Raw genomic sequence first — 18,625 nt, forward strand, 5'->3', positions numbered from 1 at the left:
GAGCGCGCTTTAACTAAGCGTTCACGCTTGAGTTTAGTGGACCAGAGCCCTCTAAGCTTCGCTATCGCTTTCCGCCAGATCCACTAGTTCGCGTACTGCCACGGCGAAGAGTGCGAAGCCGCCTTCACTGCCGCCGCGCACCTCTTCAATCAAACGGCACCAGCGGCGATGCAGATCGGCGTGCTGATCCAACCATTGTGCCACCCGCTCTTGGGTATCGCGGCTTCCCGCATCGAGCTTCAGCACGCTGGTGGTCAGCGCCAACTGCTGGCGTTCGATATCGTCGCGGAAGGTTTCCCGCGCCTGGGCCTGCCAAGCATCGCGCACTTCCAACTGGGTTACTTGCTGGATCATCCAGGGGAGTTCCAGACGGCTGCCAATTTCATAGAGCACTTCCGCCACCCGCTGCGGTTTCTCATTGGTCAGGCGCGCCGCCTGGATAATGCCCAGCCCCGCGTAGAGGCTTGAGGACGCCGCCACGGTAGAGGCGAGAGCATCCGGCACACCGGCCTCCAATAGCTCATCACGGCGAGTGTTCCAGGCGCTCAGTTCTTCGCCACTGAGCAGCTCACCAATGCCTTCCTGCAGCTGTGCCAGGCGGGGAGCAAAATACTCGATGGTATCTTGTGTCGAAAGCCCTAAATGCTGACGCACGAACCAGCGCGTGGCACGACGAATCAAGCGCATCAGGTCGAGCATCATCGAATACTGAATGCGGTTAGGAACTTGGTTATCGAGGGCTTCGATTTGCGCCCACAGCCCAGGCAGATTAAAGCTGTCACGGGCCACGATATAGGCGCGGGCGATATCGGCGCGCCCCGCGCCGGTGGAGTCCATCAGGCGGCGTACAAAGACGATGCCCATATGATCGACCAGATCGTTAGCCACCTGGGTCGCGACGATTTCACGCTTCAGACGGTGTTCGTACATTTCATCTTTAAAGCGTTCCACCAGCACCGAGGGGAACAGGCGTTCCAGGTGGCGGTGAATATACTGATCGTCGGGTACGTCCGAGGTAATCAAGTCGCCTTTCAAGGTACTTTTGGCGTAAGAGATCAGAACCGACAGCTCAGGCAAGCGCATCCCTTGGTCATTACTGGCGCGCTCTTTTAGCACCTCATCGGTGGGCAGGAACTCCAGCTCACGATCAATCTGCCCGGTGGCTTCCAACTCGCTGATAAAGCGACGGTAGGGACCCATCGATTGGTCGGAGAGAATCGCCGATAGATCCAGCGCCTGGCTTTGGCGGTAATTATCCAGAATCACCAGCTCTGACACTTCATCGGTCATTTCCGCCAGCAGCTGATTACGCTGTTTATCGGTCATGTCACCGCGTTTGACAACTTCATCAATCAAGATCTTGATATTGACCTCGTGGTCAGAGCAGTTCACCCCGCCCGCGTTGTCAATGAAGTCTGTATAGACGCGCACGCCTTTGGCGGCGGCTTCCATACGGCCACGCTGGGTCAAACCGAGGTTACCGCCCTCACCCACTACGCGGCAGTTCAGATCGTTGCCATTGATACGCAGCGTGTCATTGGCTTTGTCACCGACATCCGCATCGGTTTCATCGGAGCCTTTCACATAGGTGCCGATACCGCCGTTCCAGATCAAATCCACCTTGGATTTGAGCATCGCGCGGATCAATTCGTTAGGCGACAGGCGCGACTCCTGAATGCCAAACACCTGCTGCATTTCCGGGGTGATGGTGATTGACTTAGCACTGCGGCTAAAGATGCCGCCGCCTGCAGAGATCAATTCCTGGCTGTAGTCTTCCCAGCTGGAACGTGGCAGTGCGAACAACCGATTGCGCTCGGCAAACGACGCTTCTGCATCCGGATTAGGATCAATAAAGATGTGCAGGTGGTTGAAGGCGCCGACCAGTTGGATCTTGTCGGAGAGCAGCATGCCATTACCAAACACATCGCCAGCCATGTCGCCGATCCCGACCACGCTGAACAGATCGCGCTGGGTATCCACATCCAGGTTCTTGAAGTGGCGCTTCACTGATTCCCAAGCACCGCGGGCGGTGATGCCCATTTTCTTGTGGTCGTAGCCATTGGCACCGCCCGAGGCAAAGGCATCGCCCAGCCAGTGGCCGTACTCAATGGAAATTTCGTTGGCGATGTCCGAGAAGGTCGCTGTGCCTTTATCGGCAGCCACTACCAAATAGGCGTCATCTTCATCGTGGCGAACAACGTTTTCCGGTGGCACCACGTCGCTACCCACCAAGTTGTCGGTAACATCCAGCAGCGCGCGGATAAAGATTTGGTAGCAGGCGATACCCTCTTTCTGAACGACATCGCGGCTGGCGTTTTCCGGCATGCGCTTGCACACGAAACCGCCTTTTGCCCCCACCGGCACAATCACGGCATTTTTTACCTGTTGCGCTTTTACCAGGCCCAACACTTCGGTGCGGTAATCTTCAAAGCGATCCGACCAACGCAGACCACCGCGAGCGACTTTGCCGCCACGCAGGTGAACACCTTCCACCCGCGGCGAGCAGACGAAAATCTCGAACATCGGGCGCGGCTTGGGCATGCCGGTCACTTTGGAGGGCTCGAGTTTGTAAGCGATATAGTCTTTAAAGCGCCCGCCCTCGGCGAGCTGGTAATAGTTGGTACGCAGCGTAGCGAGAATCAGCTCCATAAAGCGGCGCAGCAGCTGGTCATCGTTAAGACTGGCCACGCCTTCAAGGCGCTCATTCAAGCTGGCGATACATTCATCAGTGGCATGATCCTGCTGCTCAGGATCAAATCGAAGACGGAATAGTTCGACCAGCTCGCGCGTGATGGCCGGGTAGTTGGCCAGCGTCGCGGCAATATAGTCCTGGGACATGCCAAAGCGTATCTGCTTCAAATAGCGCGCATAGCCACGCAGCATGGCGACTTCACGCCAGTCCAGCCCGGCGCCGATAATCAAGCGGTTGAAGGCATCGTTGTCGGCTTCGCCGGACCAGATACGCTTGAACGCCTCTGTAAACACGTCACGCATATCGCCCAGACTGACATCCGCACCGCTGTGCTCTAGTTCAAAATCGTGAATCCAGTAGCGCTGTTCAGGGGCGTTGATATCGTAAGGGCGCTCGCCAATCACGCGCAGGCCGAGGTTTTCCATCATCGGCAGCACATCAGAGAGCGGAATTTGCGATTCGCGATGGAACAGCTTTAGGTTAACACCCCCGCCCTGCTCTTCCAGCGGGCGATAGAGCGACAGCGATAAATCGTCGCCGTTGTTCAGGGTCAAGAGATGCTGCACATCGAACACGGCGGTGCGTGCCGAGAAGTCTTCACGGTAGCTGGCTGAGAATGCTTCGCGGAAGTGATCCATGAGGCTGTTGGCACGCTCTTCGCCGAACCCTTCCACCATGGCGTTGTGTAGCTCGTCGCGCCAGCTACGCGCCAGCCGCGCCACTTTGCTCTCCAGGCGCTTGAGATCGTATTCACTGGGCGCATCGCCGTTGAAACGCAGAATCAACTGAATGCGCGCCAGTACCGACTCGGATAAGTAGGTATTGAAGTCGCCAAAGTGGGCATCCAATTCATCGCATAATACGTTCTGAATTCGCTGACGCAGATCCGTCGAGAATACGTCACGCGGCACAAACACCAAGCAGGAGTAGAACTTGCCGCTGATATCGGCGCGGATAAACAGACGCACCTGGCGGCGCTCACGGATATTGAGAATGCCCAGGGAAGTACTGGCCAACGATTCGGTGTCGATTTGGAATAAGTCATCGCGGGGGTAGACTTCCAATACCTGGAGCAGCTGCTTGCCGTTATGGCCCTGGGGGTTGAACCCGGCAATATCCATCACCGCTTTTAGCTTACGGCGCAGCAGCGGAATATTACGCGGAGATTCGTTATAAACCGTTGAGGTGAACAGACCAAAGAAGCGTCGTTCGCCGATCACATTGCCGTCGTCATCGTAGCGATCAACGGTGATGTAGTCAGGGTAAGTAGGACGATGCACCCGTGAGTGGTGAGCGCTCTTGGCAAACGAGAGCAGTTGCGGCACCAGCACATAGTCGTTGTGCTCGTCGACGCCTTCTTCGGTACGGATACGTTCGCAGTAGCGCGGTTGATCCAGGCGAAAAACGCCCAGGACGCTATCCGCATCGCGCTTTAATTCGCCGCTTTCGAGCAAATACTCGTCGTAACCCAAGAAGGTGAAATTATCTTTCAGCAACCACTCTAGAAAGGCAATCGCCTCTTCGTGATCATCGGGGTCGATCTGCGGCGGGCAGCTCTTTTCCAGTTCTTGAATGGAGGCAGTGATTTGCGAACACATGGCGTCGTAATCACCCACGGCGGTGCGCACATCGCGCAGCACGTCGTTGAGGTTGCTTTCGATTTTTGCAAGCAACGCCTCATCGGTATGTCGGTCGACCTCAATGACAATCAATGACTCACGTGCGTCAGGCGCGTTCTCATCGCGAGGTGAGGTTTGGGTCTGTAACTGATGGCGGTCATCTCGGGCGACGGCCAGTACCGCGTTTTGAATCGCGTGGACCGTCAAGCCGCGGCGGTTGAGCTCTATGCGCACCGAGTCGACCAAAAACGGCATATCTTCATGCAACACGGCGACAAAGGTATGCGTTGACTGCCAGCCATGCTCTTCAAAATCCGGGTTAAAGACGCGCACTTTGGGGCTTTTAGGATCATGGTGCTGCAAAAACTGCCAAATCGAAAGCGTAGCCCCATACAGATCGTCCAGGCGACGATCGACAAGATCTTCCACCGGCACGGTGGCGTAAAAGTGTCGAGCAAAGGCGTCAATGGTCGCAGCTCGAGCAGGCTCCAAGCGCGCATATAATCGCTCCTGCAACTGCTTTAAAAGATCCTGACGACTCTCTTCAATCGCAACGTAGTGCATCCATCACCTCGACTGCCTGGGCCATTGATCGGCCAAAAAACGAAGGACAATAGGCCTTTAGGCCAACATAGCGTCTAGCTTACGCTACCTATCGTCGCGTCCCTAATCACATGACATGTTGTTCATGGCGCATACCGTTTACGCATTAGGGCGTTAGCACATTCAACCTAATTAACTATCTCGCCGCGTTAACAATACCCCGCACTCACAGTGATCGGTAAACGGGAACTGGTCAAATAGCGCAAAGCGCTCAATGCGATGGGTAGTGGTCAGTATGGTCAAGTTTTCAGCCAATGTGGCCGGGTTGCATGAAATATAGACGATCTGAGCGTACTCGCTGAGCTGCTCACAGCTCTGCTCATCTAGCCCAGCGCGGGGCGGGTCGACCAGTACGGTGGAAAAATCGTACTCCTCCAACCCCATCTCTGCCACGCGACGTCCGGCTTTTTCGCCCTTCAGCGCCTGCGAAAACTCTTCTGCCGACATGCGACCAATCTGCGCGTTGGAGACACCATTGGCCTCTAAATTGACATTGGCACTGGCTACCGAGGTGCGGGAAATTTCGGTGGCCAACACGCGACGGAAATTCTCGGCGAGCGCAATGGTAAAATTGCCGTTTCCGCAATAAAGCTCGACCAAATCTTTCTTTGTATCGCTCTCTGGCTGGCCAACGGTGACTTCACGCGCCCAGCTGAGCATTTTCTGGCAGATATGCGCATTGGGCTGGGTGAAGCTGTTTTCTACCTGCTGATAGTGCAACGCGCGACCATCCACCTCTAGGCGTTCCCAGACGTGATCACGGGTCAGCACGATGCGCTGTTTGCGGGAGCGGCCAATGATCATGATGCCGAGTTCAGCTTCCAGCGCTCGTGCTTCGCGCTCCCATTCATCGCCTAAGGGCCGATGATAAATCAGTGTGACCAGCGCCTCGCCGGAGAGCGTGGTTAAAAACTCCACCTGAAACAGCTTGCGACGCAGCTCGTCAGACGCCAGACAGGCCTCACGCAGCTGTGGCATGAGTTGATTGATTCGCTCGCTGGCCACGGCGTACTGATCCAGCCGTATAACGCGCTTATTTTTTGGATTCTCAGGATCGACTTCAAACATGGCATAGAAGAGATCGTTCTCTTCATGCCAAATGCGAAATTCACAGCGCTGGCGATAGTAGCCCGGCGGTGATTCAAACACTTCTAGTGCCGGTGGCTGGAAAAGCGCAAAGGTCGTCTCAAGATAGTCGCGCTTGGCGGCTAGCTGCTCGGCATAACGTTCAGATTCTACGACGGGGATAGCCAAGGCTGCTCCTCTTGAATAAATTCAGAAATAGGAATTCAAAAATAGGGCTTCGAAAACAGTAGCGGGAAACAGGATGCATTAACTCACGTACAACAGCTGCGGGGCGTTAAATCCATAGCGCGCTAAACCAGCGGTTAAGTTTACCGCGGGTGCCGTGGTCCAACAGCGGCCATCTTGGTGTTCACTGGCGAGCGCATCCACCACTTGAGCCACCCGCCGTGCGATCGCGTCACCAGAATCAATCCAGTGCAAAGGCGCTGGAGCCAGCTCGCTTAACCACGGTTTAAGCAACGGAAAATGGGTACAGCCGAGCACCACGGTGTCCAACTTGGGAGACACGGTTGGCGCGGTGACGGCTTGCCATAACGGCGCTAATGCCGCCTGCATACGCTCTACGTTGGGCGTGATGCCAGCCAAATAGGCCTCTGCTTCTACCACCAAGGCATCGGCCGCCACGCGGGTAATGACGCAGTCACTGGCAAAGCTATCAATCAAGCGCTGGGTATAGGGCCGCCCCACGGTGGCCTTGGTGGCCAATAAGCCGATGTGACGCGTTTGGCTCAGTGCGGCAGCAGGCTTGATAGCAGGCACGGTGCCTACCACGGGAATCATTAACTGCTGGCGTAGTTGCTCCAACGCCAGCGTACTGGCGGTGTTACAGGCAACCACCAGCACGCTAGGCTGGCAAGCAGCTACCGCGGCTTTACAGACCGACACGATGCGCTCGGTTAGGGCGGAATCTTCGCGCAGCCCATACGGCAGCCAGGCATTATCACAGGCGTAGCACATGGCTGCATCGGGGTAGTGTTGGCGCAGCGAATGCGCTACCGACAGACCGCCGACACCGGAATCAAAAAATAATACGGGACCCTTCATGACTCTCTTAGCATCACTATCCTGCTTCATTCCTCAGCGCCGAGCTGGTCGATGGTTGAACGCTTACCCACTAAAAACGGGGCTGCCAGTTTAGCATGCCCCGCCTGTTAATTTGTTGCTCGTCGACACAGGTTAATGCCGTATTGGTGGCTATACCGCAGGTACATCCGCCCCGCGCAGTTCTGCATAGAGTTCAGGGTAGGCTTGTTGCAGGCGTTCTAGCTCCTGTTCGGCGCCAGCAGGAAGCGCTGAACGCAACTCGTCCATATCTTCCTGGCTAAAGTGTTCGTCGATCAGGGGGAATAGGCCCTCGCGTTCGTGACGCAGGTAGGCCCTGTGCGCCTCTAGATAGTCTTTAAGGTCTTCGGCAAAACGATCCATTGGCATGACGTTGTCCATCAGGATCATGTCGATATCGCTGGATAGACGCTGCAAGCGGGGTTTTAACTCACGATACTCACTGGCCATCTTCTCGGTCAGTGCACCGTTGTCGGGCGCTTTAGCCTGTAGTCGCTCAACGCACACCCTTTCCAGCGGGGTAGCAAAACCATCCATGTAGGACAGGATGTAATCGACCACTTCACGCATTAGCTTGAAATTGGGCCGTTCTCCCTGGGCCAGCGTTTTTTGCTTCAGCTGCAGCACATGAAGCATACGGGCCATATTGGCATGATCTAGACGCAGTTGGTTTAGCATGGAGCCGTCTCCTTTATCGTGTCATGCCTGCCGTCACGCTAAGAGCTAACGGCATGCAATCATAGGGGCATAGCAACTAACTAACAGGGGTTATCATTAACAATGCCTCTATGGCGCTATCCTAGCAAGTGCATCTTTCTGTTAGGTTACGCCAAAGGTAGTTCGACAAGCCGCGCTTTACCACAGACACTTGTTGCTAATAAGTAGTTCTACGTGACGAATAACAACGGAAGTTTCCATGGATCTTTTTGATAGCGCCCACGCAGCACCTTCTGAAGACGCCCCACTCGCCTTTCGCATGCGCCCACGCCAGTTGGACGATTACGTAGGCCAGCAGGCGTTAGTGGGGCCAGACAAGCCGCTGCGCCGGATGGCGGAATCAGGCATCGTGCGTTCGATGATTTTGTGGGGGCCGCCGGGCGTGGGTAAAACCACGCTAGCGGAGCTCTTGGCGCGGGCTTCCGACGCCCATTTAGAGCACCTTAGCGCGGTGATGGCCGGGGTAAAAGAGATTCGCGCCGTGGTGGAGCGAGCCCAACAAATGTCATCGACGGTGATCCTTTTCCTGGATGAGATTCACCGCCTCAACAAGAGCCAGCAGGACGCCCTGCTTCCCCACGTGGAGTCGGGCCTGCTGACGCTAATTGGCGCCACCACCGAAAACCCCTCGTTCGAGGTCAATTCGGCGCTGCTCTCCCGCGCGCGGGTTTATGTGTTGAAATCACTGACCCAAGAAGAGCTCATCACGGTAATGCGCCAAGCGCTTAACGACGTGGAGCGCGGCCTCGGCAAAAGCGATATTGCCGTCGATGATGAAGTGTTGAGCGCGCTAGCCCACGCCAGCGCCGGTGATGCCCGTCGGGCGCTGGGGCTTTTAGAAACGGCGTGTGATTTCGCCACCCAGGAAGCGGGCCGCGAAGTGCTCCATAAGGACGTACTGGCGGATGTGATTGGCCACCAGGCCAGTGCCTTCGATAAGCAGGGCGACGCCTACTACGACCTGCTCTCGGCGATTCACAAATCCATCCGCTCATCACGCCCTAATGCCGCGCTGCTGTATATGGCGCGCTTCATGCAGGGTGGCGGCGACCCGCTGGACGTGGTGCGCAGACTGACGGCCATTGCCTCAGAGGATGTCGGCAATGCCGACCCGCGCGCCCTGCCGCTGGTCATTGCCGCCTGGGACGCCTACCTGCGCCTGGGAGATTACGAAGGCCAGCGGGCGATAGCCCATGCAGCCATTCACTTGGCGGTGGCGCCTAAAAGCAACCGCATTGATCGCGCCTGGAGTGAGGCCAAGCAGTATGTAAGCCAGCAACCTCAAGTGGAAGTGCCGATCTATCTGCGCAATGCACCCACCAAGCTGATGGAGCAACTGGGCCATGGTGAAGGATACCGCTATGCCCACAATGAACCCGATGGCTACCCGGCAGGTAGCGCCCACGATTGCTGGCCTGACGAGCTGCCTAAAGCCATTTTCTTTAAACCGAGCCCTTTTGGTCAGGAGAAACGCTTTGGTGAAATCATGGCGTGGCGGGAGAATCGTGACCAGGAAGTAGATCAAGCGCCCTAAGGCGCCTGACGGTTTACTCTCTGGTTTGCAGACAGCGCTAGCTTGAAGCGCTTTCTTAAAGCTCCTTCTTTCTTAGAGCTCTTCGCGGATCACATCGGTGCCTTCGGGAATTTCGAAGTCAAACATATCCGAGGCGATCTCGCCATTGAGAGTGATATTGCTAAAGGTAATCGCGGTGCGCTGGCCGGTGCTGTCCATCATCCACAGCTCAGTTAGCGTGTCGGCATCGAATACCATGCTTAACTCTTCGAACAGCGTATCGGCAGAGATAGGTACCAGGGTAAACACATCTTCCCCCCCGTCCTGCTCGTAAAAGACCTCATAGCTTTCGGTTAAATCGTCCACGCTTCCCGAGAGCAGCAGCGCGGGGGTATGGGTAACGCGATCATCCATTTCCTGAACGGTGACTTGTTCAAGATCAGGGTCATACATGTATACATCGTCGCCATCGGAAACCACGGTTTGAGAGTATGGCGCTTCTACTTCCCAACGCAGCATACCCGGGCGGGACAACCACATCTCGCCGCGTGCGCTCTGGAGCCGCTCGCCGCTGCCATCGAGAATCTGCTGCTCAAAAGACGCCTGATACCGCTCGAGCGGATCCAGCCGCTCGGTCAAACGTTCGGCAGCGTCATCCGCCCAAGCAGGAGCACCAAAGGTTAGACCCAAGGCGCTGGCTGCCAATGCCAGGGGTGAAGCACCCAGCGATGAAGTTCGTTTTGATTGCGTATCGCGCATGTGATCTCCCTAGGCAACCGTTGCTAACGAATGATTGCTCAAAACGGTTGCTCAATAATCAAGCAGTGAGGTCGGCGTAACCGTCCATGTGTTGTAAGACGTGAAAAGCGCCGCAGGGTTTCACCAGCGGCGCTATTTTCACGCTTATTGCATAATTGTGGCTTTTTGACCTAGTGGCCGACCGGGGGCGGCGCGAGCACTTCGCGTGCGCCATTAGAGCCCATGGAGGTCACCACACCGGCGCCTTCCATGGCTTCTACTAAGCGCGCCGCCCGGTTATAGCCAATTTTAAAGCGGCGCTGAACGGCAGAAATCGACGCTTTACGCGTTTCAGTGACAAACTGGACGGCCTCATCGTAAAGCGCGTCCTGCTCGGCATCGTCGCCATCGCCCCCTTCCGCTTCAAGGCCGGTCAAGGCATCCGCGGAGACGCCCCCAGAAAGGATCTCCTCGATATATTCCGGGGCGCCACGACGCTTCCAGTCATCGACCACCCGGTGTACTTCATCGTCATCCACAAAGGCACCGTGGATGCGGTTAGGCGGCCCGGAACCGGCGGGCAGATAGAGCATATCACCGTGCCCGAGCAGGCTTTCCGCACCACCCTGATCCAGGATAGTGCGCGAATCGATGCGTGATGACACCTGAAACGCCATCCGCGAAGGAATATTGGCCTTTATAAGCCCCGTCACCACGTCCACCGAGGGGCGCTGCGTCGCTAGAATCAGATGGATACCGGCGGCGCGTGCCTTTTGGGCCAGGCGGGCAATCAGCTCTTCGACCTTTTTGCCAACGATCATGAACATGTCGGCAAATTCGTCGATTACCACCACGATATAGGGCAGCTTTTCCAGCACGGGGTGCGGTTGGTGTACTTCCCAGGGCTGCGGCTCCCAGAGCGGATCTGCCACTTGCGCACCGGCGCGTTCGGCTTCATCCAAACGGCCATTGAAGCCTGCAATATTACGTACCCCCATGGCCGCCATCAGCTTATAGCGGCGCTCCATTTCGGCGACACACCAGCGCAGGCTATTGGCCGCCTCTTTCATGTCGGTGACCACCGGCGCCAGCAAATGAGGAATGCCGTCATAGACTGACAGCTCCAGCATTTTTGGGTCGACCATGATCAGCTTCAGTTCGCTGGGCTTCGCCTTGAGCAGCATCGAGATCAGCATGGCGTTGACGCCCACTGACTTACCCGAACCTGTGGTACCCGCAACCAATAGGTGAGGCATCTTACCCAGGTTGGCCACCACGGGGCTGCCGCCGATATCCTGACCCAGCGCCATAGTGAGCGGCGAGGTTTCCTGCTGGTAACGGTCAGAGTCGATGACTTCGCGTAGCCGGATCATGGCGCGATTGGGGTTAGGTATTTCAATACCTACCGTTGGGCGCCCCGGAATAACCTCGACCACCCGCACGCTCTTGACCATCAGCGAACGCGCCAAATCTTTGGCAAGGTTGCTGATCTTGGAGACTTTAACGCCCGCCGCGGGTTTGATCTCAAAGCGGGTAATCACCGGCCCAGGCCAGGTATCGACGACTTCCGCCTTAACGCCGTACTCGCGAAGCCGTACTTCGAGCAGCTCCGCCATATCAGCCAGCTGCTCTTCGGTGTAGTTCGGCTGGTGCGGCTCTGCGGGCGTCAGTAGCTGCAGGCTTGGCACATCCCCCTCAGGCTCGTCCATGGTTTCAAAGGCAGGCCGTTGGCTCTGCAAATGCTCCACGGTCCAAAGCGCAGGGCCTTCATCCGCTTCTGGCGCACTCTCATCGGGGGCGAAGGTAGGCTCACGACGCGCAGTTGGCGTAGGCGCCGTAGGTGATGACTGTCTAGATGATGAATAAGCAGCCCCTGGTACGGTTTCGGCTTGCGGCTCTGCCGGGTACAGCGCTTCGTCGTCCATCTCTTCGTCGTCCCAAACGGGTTCTGGCACGACCTCTGCCACACGCTCAGGTTTACGGGCAGGCTCGGGCTCAAAAACGTGCACGGGGGTCTGCTCCGTAACATCACTACGATGAGTGCTCGTTTCTGCTTTTGCTATTTCATCTGTGTGTGATGGTTCAGCAGAATGCGATGGCTCAGCGGTGAGTGATGGCTCACTATGCTGTTTAACAGCGGTTTCATCGTTGACGAAATAGTGCTGGCTGGCGGGCTCGGTCGTCTCTTCCTGGCGCGACGCACGCAATGGGAAAGCACTGGCTTTTTCCTGGGGCGCATCATCAGGCTCAGGCGCTACCGCCGACGTGCTTGGTTGTACGAACGCATTTTCCCGCGGCGCAGGCGGCACTGCGCTTTCAGCCTTTTGTTCCGCTTGATGGGCTGGCGTCGCTGGTGATTTGGTCGGCGCTTCTATCGAAGGCTCGCCGTCAGGTGCGGGGCTTTTAGCAGGCACATGCTTATTGCTGGAAAACGCGGCCGCTTCCCAAGGAATGGAGGTGTCTGTCGTGTCACGGCGAGGTGCAGAAGCGGCGGCAGCGTCAGTGTCGCCGCTATCCAGCGGCATGGAGAAACCTGGCTCACGCCGTTCACGGCCAGCGGCACTTTTACCGACCGGCTCAGCCGTAGGCTTAACCTCAGTAGGTTGTTCATCTTTCAGTGTTGCGTTTGACTCGGCTGCCTGGTTGGGCTCTGCTTTAGACTTAGGCGTCGGTGCGGGTTTAGCCGCCGCGCGCTGCGCCGCACGCATACGGCGAGCTTGCCGTCGAGCTGATAGCCAACCACCCAAGCGGCAGATCCGCTTACCGAGTTCATCCGCCACCTGTAGCCACGACATACCGCTGAACAGCGGAAAGCCGCTTAAAATGAGCGCAGCCGCTATCAAACCAACCCCGCCACTGCCAACGAGCGGCCTCAATGCGCCGACCAAGCCCTCGCCCAAGATACCGCCAGAGGCGTAGGGCAGCATGCTATCTGGGTGGTAAAAATGCAGCGCCCCGAGCATGGTGGTGCCGAAAATCAGCAACACCAATCCACCTGCGTGTACGGCAATCGCCACCGGATCGAGTTCAAAACGCACTTGGCGAGAGCGAATCAACCACCAAGCGGCAAAACCAAACATGCCCGGCCACCATAAGGCACTGGCACCAAGCAATGAATAAAGAACATCGGCTAACCATGCCCCCACCTGCCCCATCCAGTTGCGCACATCCGTTTCGGGCCCCTGATAAGACCAGCCTGGGTCGGCGGGGTGGTAACTAAACAGTGCTAATAATAAAAATACACACAATGCGAGCAGTATCACCACGACACCTTCGCGCACAGAGCCTTGTAAGCGCAGGCCAAAACGGCGAGCCTTATCTTTTGCAGCGTTAACACGCGCAGAAGAAGCCGATGCTGGTGTTTGACGCGCGCTACGCTGCGTTCGCTTGTTAACTGCTTTATTCACTTTCAAGCGACTCTCCCTTTACACCTAAATGGCGTCTTTAATCCACTTGCGAGTTTGCATGATACCGAGCATCCTTCCGCCGTCACAGAGCCTCTTGCTAAGCATTCAGCAGAAGAACGTTGTAAAGAACACATGTCGTACAAGAGCCTATGTCGTACAAGAATCTATGCCGTACACGAACGTTCGTCGTTCACGACCCTAGCAATAGGAGCACTTAATGCTGCCTTGGCTTTCCTCGCCATACCCTATTTTTCCCGCCATATCGACGGCCCTCGACTCACCCAACGGGCTGCTGGCGGCCGGTGGGCAGCTTTCACCCGTTTGGCTAGTAGACGCCTACCGGCAGGGGATATTTCCATGGTTTAGCGATGACGACCCCATTCTGTGGTGGAGCCCAGACCCGCGCATGATACTCCTACCCGAGCAATTTAAGCAGCGCCGGAGCCTCACCAAACGGTTGCGCCATGGTGGCTTCCATATCACCCTGGATCAACACTTCGATCAGGTTATTCACGCCTGTGCCGCTCCGCGAGACGAATTAGGCGGCACCTGGATCACCAACGAGATGCGTGCCGCCTACGGTCAGCTACATGCCCTCGGCATTGCCCATAGTATTGAAGTCCACCAAGGCGGCCAGTTAGTGGGCGGCCTGTACGGCATTGCCATGGGGCCAATGTTTTTTGGCGAATCCATGTTTTCCCACACGCCCGATGCTTCTAAAGTCGCCCTCGCCCACCTAGCGAGAGCCATGCGCGAGCATGACGGTAAGCTGATCGACTGCCAAATGCACACGCCTCACTTGGCCAGCCTGGGCGCTATTACGGTCGCTCGCGAAGCATTCATCAACTATCTTAATAACTGGTTACCCAGTAAGGCGTTTACGTTACCCTCATCACCCGATGAGACACCGGCTGTTCCCCCATCGCCGTGGCTGAATGCAATTGCCACCGAGGCTAACGTATAAGAGATGAACCCATTATGCTTCACCCAGGAGGCAAGCCGTGAGTAGTAACACTCCGCGTCGCCCGGTGCGGGATTTACGCTTCTTCCTTACCGTTCCTCATGCCTGCAGCTATCTGCCAGGCAAAGAAGCGACAACGCTATTTCTCGACCCGCAGGAGTCACCCGTGCCTGGGGTCTATGACTCACTGGCACTGCTTGGGTTTCGACGTAGCGGGCGCCATCTTTACCGCCCCCACTGCGAAGGCTGCAACGCCTGCCGATCGGTACGCATTCCGGTTGAAACGTTCGAGCCTAATCGCACGCAGCGAAAAATTTGGCGGCGAAATGCGGATCTTAACATTCGTGTCATGCCCGCTCACTATGCTTCAAGCCACTATGACTTGTATGCGGATTATATTCGTCAACGTCACGCTGACGGCGATATGTTTCCACCCAGCCGGGAGCAGTACCGTACCTTCCTCACCCTTGATGAGCCCTACGCCCATCTCATGGAGATATATCTCCATGACGAGCTGATCGGTGTCACCGCCTTTGATCAACTGGAGCATGGCCTTTCAGCCATTTACACCTTTTTTGCCGTGAGCGAAGCGCTGGATAAGCGCTCATTAGGCACTTTTGCTATTCTTCAGCTGATTGAGCTCAGCCGAGAAAAAGCGCTCCCACACCTATATTTAGGGTATTGGATCGAAGAGTGCCGTAAGATGCGCTACAAACAGGCTTTTGCACCGCTGGAAATACTCGATGGGCGCCACTGGCGGCAGTTAATCCGCTAAACGAGTAAGCTTTTTTGCCTTGACGGCAGGCTTACGGCACAATATAGCGCTGTTTCTTGAGCGCCTGCCTAACGGCACTCAAATGCTGACTGATTGTAACACTACTAACTCATAAGTGAGGAAATGCCTATATGGCACGCGAAGATCATATTGAAATGGAAGGCGTTATCGTCGATACCCTTCCGAATACCATGTTTCGTGTTGAGCTGGAGAACGGCCACGTTGTAACCGCTCACATCTCTGGCAAGATGCGCAAAAACTACATCCGCATTCTGACCGGCGACAAGGTAAAAGTAGAGCTAACACCTTACGATCTTTCTAAAGGCCGTATCGTTTACCGTTCGCGCTAAGTCGTTACAGCGTTAACGCGTTCGGCTAGCCCCCTCCCGCCAGGCCGTTCAGTGTCAATGGCTGTTCATTAAAAACGACAACGCCCCGTCAATGACAGGGCGCTGCGTTTTAGGCATGATTAGTGCTTGAATGTCAGGCTGTAGCGCTGCTTAGCGCCCTTTTCAGGGCGCATCAGCCATTTCAGTCTCGGTGGAAAGGTGTAATTCGCCCTCCTCCAGGCTGACATGCACAATGCCACCCTGATCTGCCAGCTCGCCAAACAGAATCATCTCGGCTAATGGCTTCTTAAGCTTCTCTTGGATGAGACGCGCCATGGGGCGTGCGCCCATATCCGGATCATAGCCTTTGTCGGCCAGCCAATCCCGCGCCATATCGTCCACATCCAGCTGCACACGCTTCTCATCCAGCTGCGCCTGAAGCTCGATCAAGAACTTGTCGACCACGTTGCGGACCACGGAAACCGGCAGCGCGTGGAACTGAATAATACCATCCAGACGGTTACGGAACTCAGGCGAGAACGTGCGCCGGATGACTTCCATCGCATCGGTCGAATGATCTTGGTGCTGGAAACCAATCGAACGGCGCGACGCCTGCTCAGCCCCGGCGTTAGACGTCATGATCACAATCACATGGCGGAAGTCGGCTTCGCGACCGTTGTTATCCGTCAAGCGGCCGTGATCCATCACCTGCAACAGCAGGTTAAAGACTTCCGGGTGCGCTTTCTCGATCTCATCCAGCAGCAACACGCAGTGAGGCTGTTTGGTAACCGCTTCGGTTAACAAGCCGCCCTGGTCATAGCCGACATAACCGGGAGGCGCACCGATAAGACGCGATACGGTGTGACGCTCCATGTACTCGGACATATCGAAGCGCACCAGCTCGATACCCATGATATGGGCGAGCTGCTTGGCTACTTCGGTTTTACCCACCCCAGTAGGACCAGCAAATAGGAAGCTACCCACCGGTTTGTCGGGCGATTTAAGCCCCGCACGGGACAGTTTGATGGCCGCAGAGAGGCTATCGATCGCTTCATCCTGCCCAAAGACCAGCATTTTCAGGTCACGATCAAGCTTTTCAAGCAGCTTGCGGTCGGAGCTTGAAACGCTCTTCGGCGGGATCCGTGCAATGGAGGCGACGACGGCTTCCACTTGCTCCACGTCGATGGTTTTAGCTCGAACTTCCGGCGGCAGTAGCCGCTGATGCGCCCCCGCCTCGTCAATGACATCAATCGCCTTGTCAGGCAGGAAGCGATCATTGATGTAGCGATCCGCCAACCGCGCAGCACTTTCTAAGGCACCGTCGGTGTACTTGAGCTCATGGTGCTCTTCAAAGCGTGAACGCAGCCCCTTGAGGATCTTGATGGTGTCATCAACAGAGGGCGCCAGCACGTCGACTTTCTGGAAACGACGCGCCAAGGCACGATCTTTCTCAAAGATGCCCCGGAACTCTTGAAAAGTAGTGGAACCAATGCAGCGCAGCTCACCCGAAGAGAGCAGCGGCTTGAGCAGGTTTGATGCATCCATCACACCACCGGAGGCGGCGCCCGCACCGATGACGGTATGAATTTCATCAATGAAAAGCACGGCGTTAGGCTGCTTACGAAGCTCACCCAGTAACCCCTTGAGACGCTTTTCAAAATCCCCGCGGTATTTCGTACCGGCAAGCAGTGCACCCATATCCAGTGAGTAGACCACCGCATCGGCAATCACGTCGGGTACGTCTTCTTCCACAATGCGCTTGGCCAAGCCTTCGGCAATCGCGGTTTTACCCACGCCCGCCTCACCGACCAAGAGCGGGTTATTTTTGCGGCGCCGCGCCAGGATTTGTACGACGCGCTCCAATTCATGATCACGACCAATCAACGGGTCGATTTTGCCGAGCCGCGCCTGCTCATTCAGATTGGTGGCGTAGCCAGTAAGCGGGTGTGCAGCGCCTTCGCTACTGCCTTCTTCCGCATCTTCACTTTCTGATGAAGAGGGTGACGGGGACGGCCCGTGGCCAGCTACTTTTGAAATACCATGCGCAATATAATTCACCGCATCAACGCGGGCCACGCTTTGCTGCTTAAGGAAGTAAACCGCTTGGCTCTCCTGCTCGGAGAAAATAGCCACCAGCACGTTCGCGCCGGAAACTTCACTTTTACCAGATGACTGAACGTGGAAAACCGCACGCTGTAAAACGCGTTGAAAACCGAGCGTGGGCTGTGTTTCGCGATCACCCTGACCCTCTGGGATCAGCGGGGTGGTCGAGTTGATAAAATCCTGCAGATCGGACCGCAGCTTATCGAGGTTAGCCCCGCACGCCTTCAGTACGTCTACCGCTGAGGCATTATCCAGCAACGCTAGCAGCAGGTGCTCAACGGTCATGAACTCGTGGCGCTTGGAACGCGCCACGGTAAAGGCCGTGTTCAGGGTCATTTCAAGTTCTTTGCTCAGCATGGCAGTCCCCTTTTCGCTACTACCTAGGGCGTATCGCCACCTAGGGCTTGCGTCGGATCAGTTTAATCGACCGGCTCTCTCAACATCGGGTACAAATGGCACGGTTGCAAGCCTCTCCGCCAATTATTTCTCAACGCTATTAATTGGCGGCCTCAATATCGCTTATCAACGGATGCTCGCACTCACGGGCGTACTCGTTTACCTGATAGCTTTTGGTTTCCGCTATATCACGGGTAAACACGCCGCAAGTGGCCTTACCCTGGGTATGAACCGCGAGCATCACCTGAACGGCGGTCTCGCTATCCATGTTGAAAAAACCTTGCAGTACTTCAATGACGAATTCCATCGGCGTGTAATCGTCGTTATGAAGCACCACCTTATAAAGTGGCGGTTGCGCCAGCGCTGGCTCTGCTGGCTGCACCGCTATATCGCCATCTTCATCGGGCATATTTGGGCGCGTCATTCCCGCGTACACGGGAAGATCGACCAAGTATGAGCTCTCTAGGTTGGACATAAGCAGCACGGTTATTTGTCTCAAGACTGACCGATAGAAGCATCGCTACGTTTTACTATAGCTAATTCACAGCAATGGCGAATTCACTAGTACATAAGACGCTAACGATCAGCAAGGGTTCATGGAAAAATTAAAATATCACAGGATGC

At 56.0% G+C, this 18,625-nt stretch carries 12 protein-coding genes; 4 read left to right on the forward strand and 8 right to left on the reverse strand.

What is annotated here, in order from left to right:
* Positions 1-51: 51 nt before the first annotated feature.
* The 4 genes from ACUN8H_RS01730 to ACUN8H_RS01745 all read right to left on the reverse strand — a co-directional run bounded on the left by ACUN8H_RS01730 (position 52) and on the right by ACUN8H_RS01745 (position 7,740).
* The gene (locus ACUN8H_RS01730) at positions 52-4,875 is read right to left on the reverse strand and encodes an NAD-glutamate dehydrogenase (RefSeq protein WP_445530463.1); all 4,824 of its coding nucleotides are present in this window, start codon (positions 4,873-4,875) and stop codon (positions 52-54) included.
* Between the two features lie 171 nt (positions 4,876-5,046).
* Complete coding sequence (gene trmA, locus ACUN8H_RS01735) at positions 5,047-6,168, reverse strand: tRNA (uridine(54)-C5)-methyltransferase TrmA (protein ID WP_445530464.1); 1,122 nt, start codon at positions 6,166-6,168, stop codon at positions 5,047-5,049.
* Positions 6,169-6,246: 78 nt separating this feature from the next.
* Entirely contained in the window at positions 6,247-7,044 is a 798-nt protein-coding gene (gene murI, locus ACUN8H_RS01740) for a glutamate racemase (RefSeq protein WP_445530465.1), read from the reverse strand.
* A gap of 150 nt (positions 7,045-7,194) precedes the next feature.
* Positions 7,195-7,740, reverse strand: a complete 546-nt coding sequence (locus tag ACUN8H_RS01745) for a hemerythrin domain-containing protein (protein ID WP_101146109.1) — start codon at positions 7,738-7,740, stop codon at positions 7,195-7,197.
* Between the two features lie 238 nt (positions 7,741-7,978).
* Here ACUN8H_RS01745 and ACUN8H_RS01750 point away from each other — a divergent pair, with 238 nt between their 5' ends.
* Complete coding sequence (locus ACUN8H_RS01750; protein ID WP_445530466.1) at positions 7,979-9,313, forward strand: replication-associated recombination protein A; 1,335 nt, start codon at positions 7,979-7,981, stop codon at positions 9,311-9,313.
* A 72-nt stretch (positions 9,314-9,385) separates the two neighbouring features.
* Here the strand turns inward: ACUN8H_RS01750 and lolA are convergent, their stop codons facing one another.
* Together lolA and ACUN8H_RS01760 are read right to left on the reverse strand one after the other, a co-directional pair.
* A complete protein-coding gene (lolA, locus tag ACUN8H_RS01755) occupies positions 9,386-10,051 on the reverse strand; it encodes an outer membrane lipoprotein chaperone LolA (protein ID WP_445530467.1) in 666 nt (221 codons plus the stop codon).
* Positions 10,052-10,221: 170 nt separating this feature from the next.
* Positions 10,222-13,443, reverse strand: a complete 3,222-nt coding sequence (locus ACUN8H_RS01760) for a DNA translocase FtsK 4TM domain-containing protein (protein ID WP_445530468.1) — start codon at positions 13,441-13,443, stop codon at positions 10,222-10,224.
* Positions 13,444-13,654: 211 nt separating this feature from the next.
* On the opposite strand from ACUN8H_RS01760, the gene aat reads away from it, so the two are divergent.
* The 3 genes from aat to infA all read left to right on the forward strand — a co-directional run bounded on the left by aat (position 13,655) and on the right by infA (position 15,523).
* A complete protein-coding gene (gene aat, locus ACUN8H_RS01765) occupies positions 13,655-14,401 on the forward strand; it encodes a leucyl/phenylalanyl-tRNA--protein transferase (protein WP_445530469.1) in 747 nt (248 codons plus the stop codon).
* 37 nt (positions 14,402-14,438) lie between these two features.
* Positions 14,439-15,173 (forward strand): arginyltransferase, encoded by a 735-nt coding sequence (locus tag ACUN8H_RS01770; RefSeq protein ID WP_445530470.1) that lies wholly within the window; start codon positions 14,439-14,441, stop codon positions 15,171-15,173.
* Between the two features lie 131 nt (positions 15,174-15,304).
* Positions 15,305-15,523: a translation initiation factor IF-1 gene (infA, locus tag ACUN8H_RS01775; RefSeq protein WP_007111068.1), complete on the forward strand. Its 219-nt coding sequence runs from the start codon at positions 15,305-15,307 to the stop codon at positions 15,521-15,523.
* 162 nt (positions 15,524-15,685) lie between these two features.
* Here infA and clpA read toward each other — a convergent pair whose 3' ends face one another.
* Both clpA and clpS read right to left on the reverse strand, forming a co-directional pair.
* Complete coding sequence (clpA, locus tag ACUN8H_RS01780) at positions 15,686-17,962, reverse strand: ATP-dependent Clp protease ATP-binding subunit ClpA (RefSeq protein WP_101146103.1); 2,277 nt, start codon at positions 17,960-17,962, stop codon at positions 15,686-15,688.
* A 139-nt stretch (positions 17,963-18,101) separates the two neighbouring features.
* Positions 18,102-18,410, reverse strand: a complete 309-nt coding sequence (gene clpS, locus ACUN8H_RS01785) for an ATP-dependent Clp protease adapter ClpS (protein ID WP_008958433.1) — start codon at positions 18,408-18,410, stop codon at positions 18,102-18,104.
* Positions 18,411-18,625 lie beyond the last annotated feature (215 nt).

The organism is Vreelandella sp. V005, from assembly GCF_052645115.1.